The sequence below is a fragment of the Burkholderia sp. BCC1638 genome (assembly GCF_902833195.1).
In the GTDB taxonomy this organism is placed as follows: domain Bacteria; phylum Pseudomonadota; class Gammaproteobacteria; order Burkholderiales; family Burkholderiaceae; genus Burkholderia; species Burkholderia diffusa.
The window spans coordinates 226259-238556 of record NZ_CADFEC010000006.1 but is presented as its reverse complement, the minus strand read 5'-3'; the positions used below and the strand labels follow the sequence as shown (position 1 = coordinate 238556).

General features: G+C 68.5%; 10 protein-coding genes. 7 read left to right on the top strand and 3 right to left on the bottom strand.

Annotation, left to right across the window (positions count from 1 at the left end):
- Positions 1-179 precede the first annotated feature (179 nt).
- The 3 genes from HWX22_RS09705 to HWX22_RS09695 all read left to right on the top strand — a co-directional run bounded on the left by HWX22_RS09705 (position 180) and on the right by HWX22_RS09695 (position 2666).
- Positions 180-1436, top strand: a complete 1257-nt coding sequence (locus HWX22_RS09705) for a porin (RefSeq protein WP_175915519.1) — start codon at positions 180-182, stop codon at positions 1434-1436.
- A 331-nt stretch (positions 1437-1767) separates the two neighbouring features.
- The gene (pal, locus tag HWX22_RS09700; RefSeq protein ID WP_059468012.1) at positions 1768-2259 is read left to right on the top strand and encodes a peptidoglycan-associated lipoprotein Pal; all 492 of its coding nucleotides are present in this window, start codon (positions 1768-1770) and stop codon (positions 2257-2259) included.
- A 236-nt stretch (positions 2260-2495) separates the two neighbouring features.
- Positions 2496-2666, top strand: coding sequence for a hypothetical protein (locus tag HWX22_RS09695; RefSeq protein WP_175906937.1), 171 nt, complete (start codon positions 2496-2498; stop codon positions 2664-2666).
- A gap of 92 nt (positions 2667-2758) precedes the next feature.
- Here HWX22_RS09695 and HWX22_RS09690 read toward each other — a convergent pair whose 3' ends face one another.
- From HWX22_RS09690 to HWX22_RS09680, 3 genes are read right to left on the bottom strand one after another with little or no spacing between them, the layout of a single operon-like run.
- Positions 2759-4021, bottom strand: coding sequence for a cytochrome c (locus tag HWX22_RS09690; protein WP_175915518.1), 1263 nt, complete (start codon positions 4019-4021; stop codon positions 2759-2761).
- Positions 4018-4704: a (2Fe-2S)-binding protein gene (locus HWX22_RS09685; RefSeq protein ID WP_175915517.1), complete on the bottom strand. Its 687-nt coding sequence runs from the start codon at positions 4702-4704 to the stop codon at positions 4018-4020. Before HWX22_RS09685 ends, HWX22_RS09690 begins: the two co-directional genes overlap by 4 nt.
- Positions 4701-7577 carry a molybdopterin cofactor-binding domain-containing protein gene (locus HWX22_RS09680; protein WP_175915516.1) on the bottom strand — a complete coding sequence of 959 codons (2877 nt, stop codon included), beginning with the start codon at positions 7575-7577 and terminating at the stop codon, positions 4701-4703. The genes HWX22_RS09685 and HWX22_RS09680 overlap by 4 nt, the downstream gene beginning before the upstream one ends.
- Positions 7578-8065: 488 nt before the next feature.
- Between HWX22_RS09680 and HWX22_RS09675 the strand changes: the two genes are divergently transcribed.
- The 4 genes from HWX22_RS09675 (at position 8066) to HWX22_RS09660 (ending at position 12263) form a co-directional block, all read left to right on the top strand.
- The gene (locus tag HWX22_RS09675; protein ID WP_175915515.1) at positions 8066-9616 is read left to right on the top strand and encodes a sensor domain-containing diguanylate cyclase; all 1551 of its coding nucleotides are present in this window, start codon (positions 8066-8068) and stop codon (positions 9614-9616) included.
- Between the two features lie 268 nt (positions 9617-9884).
- Positions 9885-10163 carry a hypothetical protein gene (locus tag HWX22_RS09670; protein ID WP_175915514.1) on the top strand — a complete coding sequence of 93 codons (279 nt, stop codon included), beginning with the start codon at positions 9885-9887 and terminating at the stop codon, positions 10161-10163.
- 231 nt (positions 10164-10394) lie between these two features.
- Positions 10395-11429, top strand: a complete 1035-nt coding sequence (locus HWX22_RS09665; protein WP_175915513.1) for a succinylglutamate desuccinylase/aspartoacylase family protein — start codon at positions 10395-10397, stop codon at positions 11427-11429.
- Between the two features lie 273 nt (positions 11430-11702).
- Positions 11703-12263: a GNAT family N-acetyltransferase gene (locus tag HWX22_RS09660; RefSeq protein WP_059525532.1), complete on the top strand. Its 561-nt coding sequence runs from the start codon at positions 11703-11705 to the stop codon at positions 12261-12263.
- Positions 12264-12298: the final 35 nt, after the last annotated feature.

Sequence of the window (12298 nt, the reverse complement as noted above, 5' to 3'; positions counted from 1 at the left end):
TCGACGAAAACACCCTGCGTCGAACCGCCGCGATTCCACGCTATTTCGCAGAGGACCTTTCCTGTGCAGCGCCTTAATCGACGGTCGCGCGATCTCCAATAATGGCCGCTCGATCCGTCGGCCGGCGCGCCGACGCGACCCACCGGCGATCGGGCCGGAGACCAACGATAAAAAATCCTATGCATTCCTATAAAACCATGCGGCCCGTCAACGCGCGCGTTGCCACGCCGCATGCCGTCCGCCGCGGCCGTCGTACCGGCGTGCTCCCGGGGACCGTGCTCGCCGCCTGCGCGGCCGGCCTGATTCCGTGCGTCGCGCACGCGCAGAGCAACGTGACGCTGTACGGCCTGATCGATACGTCGATCACCTACGCGACCAACCAGCGTACGCAAGGCGCCGGTTCGCCCGGCAGCGGCAGCGTCGGGCTGACGAGCGGCGCGTTGAACGCGTCGCGCTGGGGGGTGCGCGGCCGCGAGGATCTCGGCGGCGGGATGGCGGCGGTCTTCACGCTCGAGAACGGCTTCTCGGGCACGACGGGCAAGCTGTCGCAGAAAGGCGTCGACATGTTCGGCCGTCAGGCGTGGCTCGGCGTAAGCTCGCGCACGGCCGGCACGCTCACGTTCGGCCGCCAGTACGACCTGATCCTCGATTTCGTGACGCCGCTCGGCGCGTCGGGCCCCGGCTGGGGCGGCAACCTCGCGGTGCATCCGTACGACAACGACGACTCGAACCGCAACCTGCGTATCAACCACGCGGTGAAGTACACGAGCCCGACGTATCGCGGGCTGACGTTCGGCGCGATGTTCGGATTCTCGAACACGGCCGGCGCGTTCTCGAACAACGCCGTGTGGAGCGCGGGGCTCGGGTATGCGAACGGGCCGCTGAAGCTCGGCGCCGGCTACCTGAAGATCAGCCGCGACCGCAATGCGCCGAATCCGGACGGCGCATTGAGCACGGTCGACGGCTCGGCGACGATCACGGGCGGCAACCAGCAGATCTGGGCCGTGGCCGGCCGCTATGCGTTCGGCCCGCATTCGGTCGGCGCCGCGTGGTCGCACTCGGCCACCGACGGCGTGAGCGGCGTGCTTCAGGGCAGCGGCATCACCCCGTTAAAGGGCGAATCGCTCGTCTTCGACAACTTCTCGGTCGATGGCCGCTACTTCGTCACGCCGGCATTCAGCGTGGCCGCCGCGTACACGTATACGATGGGCCGTTTCGACACACGCACGGGCCAGACGCGCCCGAAATGGAACCACGTGGTCACGCAGGCCGACTATGCGTTCTCGAAACGCACGGATGCGTATCTCGAAGCCGTCTATCAAAGCGTGAGCGGCGGCAACGGCAATCCCGCGTTCAACGCGACCGTCTGGACGATGACGCCTTCAGGCAACAGCAACCAGCTGGTGGTCGCGCTCGGGTTGCGGCACAAGTTCTGACGCCCCGCGATGCGTGACACGCCCGCACCGGCACGGCACATCACGCATCGCCGTGCATGCCGCGGTTTCCGCGCAAGCAAGAATGCGTCCTGCGTCGTTCCCGTGTGAAAAATGAGAGAAACTGGTCACGCTGTGACATTTTTCCTAATCTAGTTGCAGCGGCGCCGTGCTTCGGCGTTCCGGCCGAGACAATCTTTCATATGGCGCATCGCCGGCTTACGAAAGCGCATCGCGCACGGAAGCCGGCACTTTCGCGCCGTCTCGCCGGATGCGTGACGCGGCAGTTCGCGCGCACCACGCTTTCCTCGCAGTCAACCGCAGGAGACGCACGATGAGCAAAACGAACCGATTTGCGGTCATGGCAGCCTTCGCGCTGCTGGCGGGTTGTCACCACGCGGCGAAAACGCCGGAGAATGCCGAGATGGCGCCGGCGCCATCGAGCGAAGCGGTCGCGACGGTGGCGGCCGACGATCTCAACAATCCGAACAGCCCGCTCGCGAAGCGCAGCGTCTACTTCGATTTCGACCAGTACTCCGTGAAGCCGGAATACCAGACACTGCTGCAGGCGCACGCAGACTATCTGCGCAGCCACCCGTCGCGCCGCGTGCTGATCCAGGGCAACACCGACGAACGCGGGACATCCGAATACAACCTCGCGCTTGGCCAACGCCGATCGCAAGCCGTGATGAGCGCGCTCGAGACGCTGGGCGTGCAGGCCTCGCAACTCGAGGCGGTGAGCCTCGGCAAGGAAAAGCCCGTCGCGCTCGGTCACGACGAGGATTCGTGGGCGCAGAACCGCCGCGCCGATCTCGTCTATCGTTGACCGGAGGCCGCCGCGACGGCGGCATTCCGGCTACGCATCCCGTGATGTAGCGAATCCGCGGGCGCGCGCGCCCCCCGCGGCGTGCGCGTGCGAACGCGTGCGCCGCTCCGTTTTGCCTTGTGCCGAACGCAAAAAGCATGGAATAAACCGCCCGCCGGAAACGTTTCGTCATCGCGCGGTCGCCGGTTCACGCGAACCGCCCGGCCGCGCGGCCTTCTCGGCGAAAGGAGAGTGAAATGAGTTCCGCAAGATTGGCCGCGGCGCTGCTCGCGGCGCTGATGCTGGTGCTGTCGGCCGGATGTACGTCGTCGGGTGGCGGCATGTCGCAAGGCCCCGGCATGAGCCGGTATGGCGGCGCGGGCGGTAGCGGAGGTGGCGGTGGCGGCGGAGGGGGCGGCGGCTACTGAAGCGCCGCCGGAAAGGCTCGAGCGGGGCGTCACGCACGAGCGCAGCCGGAAACCGGCCGCCTCGCGCGCGACGCCCCGCTTCGTCGCACGACTTACCGACGCATGGCCTTCACGTCGGCCGGCGTAACGCTCGCGGGCTGGCCGCCCCACGTCGCGCGCAGGTAATTCGCGAGCTGCGCGAGTTCGTCGTCGCTCAGCGTGTGCGCGAAACCCGGCATCGGCTGGAGGTTCTCGAAGCCGGCGAACTTCTGCTCGTCGATGCCGTCGAGCATCGCGACCAGCAGGTTGCGCGCATCGCCCTGACGCAGCGTCGAATTGCCGTTCATCGGCACCGCCACGTGCGGCTTGCCTTCGCCGTCGAAACCGTGACAACCCGCGCACACCGCGAGATACACCGAGCGGCCGGCCGCGAGCTGCGCGGCATCGGCCGACACCGGCTTCACCGGCTGCGGCGCCGGCGGCGTATCGCCGAGCAGGTACACGGACAGCGCGCGCAGATCGTCCTTCGTCATGTATTGCGTGCTCAGATGCACGACCGGATACATTTCGCCGAACGCCGAGCCTTGCGGTGCGATGCCGACGCCGAAGAACGTCTGCAGGTCGGTGCCCGTCCAGCCGCGCGCGGCGAGGCCGGCCGGCGTGATGTCCGGCGCGGCCACGCGGCCGAGCGCGGCGCCCGCGAACGGCTTCGCGCCGTCGAGCTGCCCCGTGAACGCACGCGGCGTGTGGCATTCCGCGCAGTGGCCGAGCGCGCCCGCCAGATAGCGGCCGCGCTGCCAGTCGGCGGACTGGCCGGTCGATGCGTCGGGCAGGCTGTCCTTCAGGAACGCCATGTCCCAGAACCCCATGCCGAAGCGCAGGTTGTACGGGAACTTGAGTTCGTGCGCGCGGTTTTCCTGCGCAACCGGCTTCACCGTCTTCAGGTACGCGTACATCGCGTCGGTATCGGCGCGCGTGAGCTGCCGGTACGACGTGTACGGCATCGACGGATACAGACGCTTGCCCGGCGCCTTGCCGTCGTGCAGCGCGGCGTAGAAGTCGTCCGCGCTCCAGCCGCCGATCCCGTGGTCCTTGTCGGGCGTGATGTTCGAACCGTAGAACGTGCCGAACGGCGATTCGAGCGGCGCACCGCCGGCGAACGGCGCGCCGTCCTTCGCGGTGTGGCACGCCGCGCAGTCCGCGGCCTTCACGAGATAGCGGCCGCGCGCGATCTGGTCGGCACCCGGCGCGCCGGACGCCGCGTTCGAAGCCGGCGCGTCATGGCCGCCGCAGGCGGCGAGCAGCAGCGCGCAGGCGGCCGCGAGTGCGGGCAGGCCCGCGGCCCGCGCGGCACGATGGGCGAATGTGCGTTTCATGCGGCGTCCTTCACGAGTCCCGGCGTCGTCAAGATCACGTCCTTCACGGCTTCGTAGTAGCGGACGTAACCGGTGCAGCGGCAGATGTGCGCGTTCAGCGCGTCGGTGATCGTGCGCTCGACGTCGGCCTTCGCGACCGGCTCGCGCTTCAGGCGTTCGATCAGCACCGTCGCCGCGTTGACGAAGCCCGGCGTGCAGTAGCCGCACTGGAAGCTGAAGTGCTCGAGGAACTTCTGCTGGATCGGCGACAGCTCCACCACTTCGCCGGCTTCGTTGCGCTTCGCGTGACCTTCGATCGTGCGGATCGAACGGCCGTGGAAGAAGTGCGCGCCGGTGATGCACGTGCGCATTTCCTCGCTCGTGCCGTCCGGCTTGTCGACGATCACGACGCACGCGTGGCAGATGCCCTGCCCGCAGCCGAGCCGCGAACCGGTGAGGCCCGCATACTCGTGCAGGAACTCGATCATCATCAGCCCTTCGGGTACCTGCATCGGGCCGACGGACTTGCCGTTGATGTTCACCGACAGCGGTTTCTGCTGAAAGCGGACGAGCGGACGCTCGACGGCGACCGGTGCGGCAGCGGGTGCCGATGCCGGGGCGGCCGAAGCCGCATTCGGCGCGGATGCGCCGGTCGCGGCCGCGCTGGCGCTCGCGGCCGACGCGGCGGTTTGGGCGGTCGTCATGCGAGCACCTCCTGAATCTTTTGCGGGGTCACCGGCAAGTCGGTGAAACGATGGCCGATCGCGTGCGCGATGCCGTTCACGATCGCGCCGACGACGGGGATCATCACCACCTCGGCGACGCCCTTCGGCGGATCGGTCTCGGACAGCGGCGGCAGGATGTCGCCCGTCTGCGACCACACGGCGACGTCGGTCGCGCGCGGCAGCTGGTAGCGGTTGAAGTTCCACGTGCCGTTGCCGGGGCCGTCTTCGTAAAGCGGCAGGTATTCGTGCAGCGCATGGCCGATGCCCATCGCGAGGCCGCCCTGCAACTGGCCCGACACGAGTTGCGGCGAGATCTGGTTGCCGCACTCCATGACCGAATGATGCGTGAGCAGCTCGACCTTGCCGGTCGCTTCGTGCACGGCCAGCTCCACGAGCGTGCCGACCGCCGTGTAGTACGTGACGGCCGCGTTGTTGCGGCTCGTCGGCGGGATGAACACGCGTTTGCGGTCCAGCACGCGATAGCCGTTCGCGGTCGGCGCCAGCGTGCCGTGCATCGCGGTCGCGCCGGCCGGCGCGGCGGTGCCCAGCATCGGGCCGTCGTCGCCGGTCTTCGGCGCGCCGACCCGCAGCGACAACCCGTCGATCGGCAGACGATCGACCGCGCCGCCCACGTCGAACTCCGCGTCGGTCCATTGCCAGCGGTTGAACACGTGCACGACGGCGCCGGTCGGCAGGCCGAGCGCATGCGCCTGCTTCGCGAGCTGCTCGAACGTCAGCGGCTCGAGGCCGTCGGCGGTCAGCTTGCCGTCGACCCAGCGCGCGTCCTCGATGCGGATCGTGTACGGCGCGGCCTGGCCGCCGCCCAGGCCGCGCGTCCAGATCGACATCGCGGCCGGCCACAGCCCGTAGCGGAACACCGCGCGCGCGGCTTCGCGCGTGCTGTGCGTGAAGTAGTACGCGGAGTTCGTCGCGCTCGACGGCGACGCATAGCCCGGCGACCAGCGTGGATTCGCGCTCAGCCGGTCCTGGTCGGCCTGTGACATCAGGTACGGATCGCCGCTCGTCTCGACCGGCAGATCGGGCCATTCGGTCACGGCAACGCGCACCTCGGTCGCCGGGCGGCCGAGCCACTTCGCGACCGCGACGGCCTGCGACGTCGACATCCCCGTGCCGATCTCGGCCGCCGTGTGATGCAGCGACACCTTGCCGTTCTCGTCGAATTCGACCTTCGCGAACGATGCCTCGGCACCCGTGCCGAAGTCCTTCTGCACGCACGCGAAGCCGACGCCGTAGCGCTTGCCCGGGTTCGCCGCCTCGAATTCGGCCTTGCGCGCCGCACGGCGCGTCCACAGCGGATGCTGCCTCGCGCGCTCCAGCACTTCGTCGACGCGCAGCGCGCCGGCGGGAATCGCGCCCTGCGTGTTCTTCATCCCCGAACGCAGCGCGTTGCGCAGGCGGAACTCGATCGGATCGAGGTTCAGTTGCGCGGCGATCTCGTCGACCGCCATCTCGGTCGCGGCCATGCTCTGCAGCGTGCCGTAGCCGCGCGCGGAGCCGGCGTCGATCGCGCGCGACGCGATCGCGACCGCAGCCAGGTCGCTCTTCGGGAAGTAGTAGATCGATTGCGCGGCCGTCGCGCCGACCATCGCCACCGACGGCGAGAAGTTCGAGCGCCCGCCGCCGTTCGCCTCGAAGTCGCCCTTGAACGACTGCATGAGACCCGTGTTGCGATCGACCGCGATCCGGTAATGCATCTTGAACGCGTGGCGCTTCAGCGATGTCTGGAACTGCTCGTAGCGGTCGTTCGCGAACCGCACCGGGCGGCCGTCCGCGTAGAGCGCGCAGACGAGACCGTAGAACGGCACGTTGCAATGATCCTTCGAGCCGTAGCCGACCGTGTAGCACGGATGCACGAACAGCTTCTTCACCGGGAAGCGGCATTTCGCGACCATCGCGGCCGCGTTCTCCGCCACTTCGAGCGGCGACTGGGTCGGCACGACGAGGTGCATCGACTGCGTCGCGGCGTCGTACCAGCAGTTCGCGTTGTCGGGTTCGAGCGCGGCGGTATCGACCGACTGCGTGCTGTACTCGCGATCGAATACGAGCCAGTCGGCCGACGGACGATCGAGCTCGGCGGCGATCTGGCCGGCCAGGAACATCCCCTGCTCGTCGAGCCTGCCGTGCTCCTTGCCGTCCGGCCAGACCGGCAGGTGCTTGCGCATCATGCTCGGGAAGATCGGTGCATCCTTCAGGCTCGAATAGACATCGTCGTCGTAAGCCGTCTTGCCGCCCACCCGCACGTAGCGGAACGTGCCCCACGGATCGCGCTCGAGCGGGCCCGTGACCGCGCCGTAGCGGATCACGTCGTCGCGGAACTTGAGCGCGTTCTTCGCGAAGCGGAAGCGCGCGAAGTCGTGATAGATGAGGATCGCGACCGCATGGCCAAGATACGCAGGGGTCTTGCCGGCGGGCAACAGCATGTCGTCGCCGTAGAACGTCGGGAACGCGACGCCGTCGCGTGCGAGATCGTCGGCCGTGACCACGCGGTCCGGCTTCAGTTCGTCGCCGAGCAGCGACAGGTCGAAGCCTTCGTAGATGCGGTCGGCCTGCGTGGCGCGGAGGATCAGCGCGTGCGACTGCTGCTGCGGCCAGTGCGGCATGTCGGCTGCGCGCACGTCACGGGCGAACACTTTCGAGCCCGTGACCTTCGCGATGCCGTCGATGCGGAATTGGGGGATGCCGGTGACGCTATCCCATTTGACGGGGGTGAGGAGTTTTTCTTCGAAGAGCGCCGCGAACGCGCGGCTGCCGATGGGCGCGACGTAGACCGCGACGCCCGCCAGCACGCTGGCTTTCAGAAAACCCCGCCGTGACAGGCCGTGGTTTTTCATGTGGGGGGGAACCTCCTGATGCGGCTCGGACGGCGATCGGGTGTCGCGGCGTTCGGAGCGGCGCGCATTCTGGCATTGTTTTCGATATATCGCCTATAGTATTTCCCACATGAATTACTTATTGAATTTCTTATAACGGGATTCAGACGGGCTGCGGCGTCCGGTCGCGGGCGACATACGGGCGCGATCCGGCGGTGTCACGGCGGGCGCATCGATCGCCGCCATGGGCGAGCCATGTGCGGCGCGCTGAAACCGGTCCGCGGGCGGCCGCCCGAGATCGTCCCGTGGGCAACGACGCCTGCCCCCGCGTCGGCGAATGCGCAAGGCGCGCGCCGGCGTGGTCGACGACGACTCGCCGGCGCCCCCACACGACACGCGCGGCCAACGTTTCATGGTAATGTCGTGCGCATCCGGCTCGCCGGTCACTCCGCCACGTGCCGTGCGGGGCGGCCGGCAATGCGCCGCATCGTGTCGAGGTCAAAATAGCCATGGCAGTCAAGGCAAGCCTCCTGAATGCCGTTCTCGCCACTCCCCCCTGCGGCAATCACCGCGTGACGGCCGCGCTGCGCCCGTCGATGCTCGTCACGCTGTTCGAGGACGTGCGCCCGATGGCGCTGTCCGGCCTCGCCAGCGCGTTCGTCGCGGCGATCGCGCTGATCCGGCTGCAACAACTCTGGTGTTTCGTGTGGCTCGTCGTCGACGTCGGCCTGCTCGCCGCGCGGCTCGCAATCGCGCGCGCGTATGCCGTGCACCGTGCCGCCGGCGACGATCGCGCCGAATACTGGGCGCTGCGCTATGCGCCTGTGTCGCTCGCTGCATGCTTCGTGCTCGGCCTCGGCGTGATGGGCTGCGTGGAGGCGCCCGACGCCGAGCTCGGCACGCTGTCGGTGATGGTCGCGGGCGGCGTGTTCGGCGGGATCGCGTCGCGCAATTCGGCGCTGCCCCGGCTCGCGATGACCCAGGTCACGCTCGGCGTCCTGCCGATCGGCCTCGGCGCGGTGCTGGTCGACCGGCCCGGCGCCTGGCTGCTGCTGCCGCCGCTCGCGATCTATCTCGCGGCCATGCGCACGGTCGTCCAGCGTCATTACCGCGTGCTGGTCGCGCTGATCGCCGCGCGCCAGCGCAACGCCGAGCTCGTCGCGCGCTTCGACGCCGCCCTCACCTACATGCCGCACGGCCTGTGCATGATCGACGGCGAGAGCCGCGTGATCGTCGCGAACCGCCGCACCGCGCAATTGTTCGGCTCGCCGCGCGAGATCATGCTCGACACACCACTGCCCGACGTCGTCGCGGCGCTCGGCGTGAACGCGGTGGCCGATTCCGACGGCGCAGGTCTCGCCGCGCAATGCGACGTCTGGCTGAACCATGACGAACCGGTGCCGCTCGACATCACCCTCGCCGACGGCCGACAGCTGGAACTGACGCGCCATCGCGTGCCGGACGGCAACGCGGTGATCATCGTCGAGGACGTCACCACGCGCCGCCGCAGCGAGCAGCACATCCGGCACCTCGCGCGACACGACGCGCTGACGGGTTTGCCGAACCGCCACGAACTGCATGCGCAACTCAAGCGGATGCTCGCGCACCGGCCGCACCTGCCGAGCGCCACGCTCGCCGTCATGTATCTCGACCTCGACGGCTTCAAGGCAATCAACGACCGGTTCGGCCATCAGGCCGGCGATGAAGTGCTCACGCAGGTCGCCGAACGGCTCGGCAAGACGCTGCCACCCGGCGAGCTGGCGGCGCGGATCGGCGGCGATGAGTTCGTCGTCGCGCTCGACGCCACCACGATGCACGCCTGCTCGCTCCTCGCCGCGCGGATCATCCGGCAGATCTCGGCGCCGTACACGTTGTCGATCGGCGAGACCGTCAGCTTCGGGATCAGCATCGGCATCGCGCTCGACGACGGGCACGGCTCCCCCGACGAACTGATCCGCCAGGCCGACAGCGCGCTGTACGACGCGAAGTCGGCCGGCAAGGGAATCTACCGCTTCTATTCGGCCGGAAGCAGCCGCGTGACGCCCGCGACCACGAGCTGAGCGCGCGCCGTTCGCGTTGACGCCGGCGGCCTCCGCGCGTCCCTTCGCTTTCCGCGATCCATTCCCGAAACGCTTTGCGTGACTTCGCGCATACGCGCAGGTGTTCCGCCGCGCGCGCCCGTGTCACGTGACGTGTTCCGTAACATCGGCCCGCGCCGCGCGTCACGTTCGCCGCAGAAGCCCGCACGATCGGGGCGGCGCGCGGTATTTCATGGCTGGCACCCTTATTGCTCCTTGACTGGGAAACAGGATGTCAGGGAGCCCAAACATGAATACCGTCGAAGTCCTCAGCCATGCGGAAGCGAGCGGTCAACTGGACGTGATCGACGGCGCCTCGCTGATCCGACGGCTCGTTTCCGAGCACCGCGCGCCCGCCGCGCGTGAAGCCGCGTGCGTCGTCGACAATCCGCCGCTGACGCTGTACGGCGCATATCGCCAGGGCGTCACCGATCACGCGGCGCGACGCGCAAATCCGTATCGCGCCGGCAGCCGTTTCTGGGCGCTGTGGGAAGAAGGCCGTATCGAAGCTGAAACCTCCGGTCGCTAACGCGATCGCGCGCGCCGGCCCCGTCGCGACAAGGGGCCGACGCGCCGCACGGCATGTGCGCGCCGGCATGCGTTTCAGCGCTGCAACATCGCGTGCGGCTGCTCGGGTTGCGGATGTCGCGGGTTCGCACGCGGGCCGGTTGACGGCATCCGGCATTGCCCGCACCGCGCACGCCGCGCGGCGGTCGTTTCCCGATAAGATGGCAGATTCCGTTCATCGAACGATGCCGCCATGACCGCCTCCTCCTCCCACCGAAATCCCATCCACTGCGAAATCGATCTCGATGCGCAAGGCAAGCATGCGGGCTATCTGCGCCTGCCGCATTCCGTGCATCGCTCCGCATACGGCTGGCTGCCGATCCCGATCGCGTCGATCCGCAACGGCGACGGCCCGGTCGCGCTCGTGATGGCCGGCAATCACGGCGACGAATACGAAGGCCAGATCATCGTGTCGCAGCTGATGCGCGAGATCGATCCGGAGATGGTCAGCGGGCAGTTGATCCTGCTGCCGATGGCGAACTTCCCCGCGGCCGACGCCGGCTTGCGCGTGTCGCCGCTCGACGAAGGCAACCTGAATCGCAGCTTCCCCGGCGACCCGGCCGGCACGCCGACGCAGATGATCGCGCATTACATCGAGCATGCGCTGCTGTCGCGCGCGCAGTATCTGGTCGACCTGCATTCGGGCGGCAGCTCGCTGCTGTACCAGGGCGGCAACATGCTCGCGATCGACCCGCTCGACGATGACGAGGCCGCGAAGCTCAACGGCCTGCTGGTCGCGTTCGGGCTGCCGAACGCGCTGCTGCACGCGCCGAACCCGGTGCACTCGGCATCGGCCGCGCGCCGGCAGGGCGCGATCTCGATCGTGACCGAACTCGGCGGCGCGGGGATGGCCGATCCGTCGCTGATCCGGCTCGGCCGCCACGGGCTGCTGCACTACCTCGGCCATATCGGCCTGCTGCACGGCGCGCTCGTGCCCGATGCGCCGCCGACCGTCACGCGCTTCCTGCGTGTCGACGGCGATCGCCACTTCGTCTACGCGTACGAGCGCGGGCTGTACGAACCGCTCGTCGAACTCGGCGACCAGGTAAAGGCCGGCCAGCCGGCCGCGTGGGTGCACTTCCCCGATACGCCGCTGCGCGAACCGGTGCTGCACCGCTTCAACGGCGACGGCGAAGTGGTGTGCAAGCGCGTGCCCGCGCAGGTGCGGCGTGGCGATTGCCTGTTTCAGCTGGCGGAGGCGTCGACGCCTCCGCGCGTCATCGGGTAATGCGCCTGATCGACTATGGCTTCTTCGCCCACCCCACTCCCCCTGCAAGCCTTCTGACGCTCCCCGCGAAATCCTTATCGAAATTGCTTCGTTCGTCTTTGCCGGCCGCGCCGCTAACGTGTTCGAAACGGCGGCGGCACGCCGGATGCAGCGCAGGAAGCACCGCGGCCGCCGTCATCACGACAACCGCGTCGCGATAACGGAGCAGACCGGACGGGCCGTGTGGCAGGCCCCCGCCAGGAACGTCCGCATCGCGCGCCCTTCGCGATGCCCATGGCCACGAACGACCGCCTCATCGACACGACACCGCTCGACGTCCGCGCCCAGCCGCTGGTCGACGCGCTGATCGACGAATACGCGACGCGCTACGACGCGTATCGCCCCGACAGCCGCGCGTCCGCACGCGACGAACTCGCGCGCTACCCGGCCGAGCTGTTCGCGCCGCCCGAAGGCGCGTTCGTGCTGCTGCTGCGCGACGGCGAAACGATCGGCGGCGGCGCATTCAAGCGCTACGACGCGCAGACCGCCGAACTCAAACGCATCTGGACCCGCGCGGACCTGCGCCGCCAGGGGCTCGCGCGCCTGATCGTCGATGCGCTCGAACTGCGTGCCGCGCAGCAGGGCTATCGACGCGTGTACCTGACCACCGGCTTTCGCCAGCCCGAAGCGTGGGCGCTGTACGACCGCACCGGCTATACGCGGCTGTTCGATTCGTCGATCGATCCGGAAGCGTATTTCCACCTGCGCTTCGGCAAGGATCTCGCCGATCCGTCGCGCACGTCGACGCTCGCCGACCTGTGGGCGCCGCTTCCCGAAGCCGTGCTGCCGCGCTGAACGCCCCGCGCCACCCGATTCCGCTCTCCCGTTCC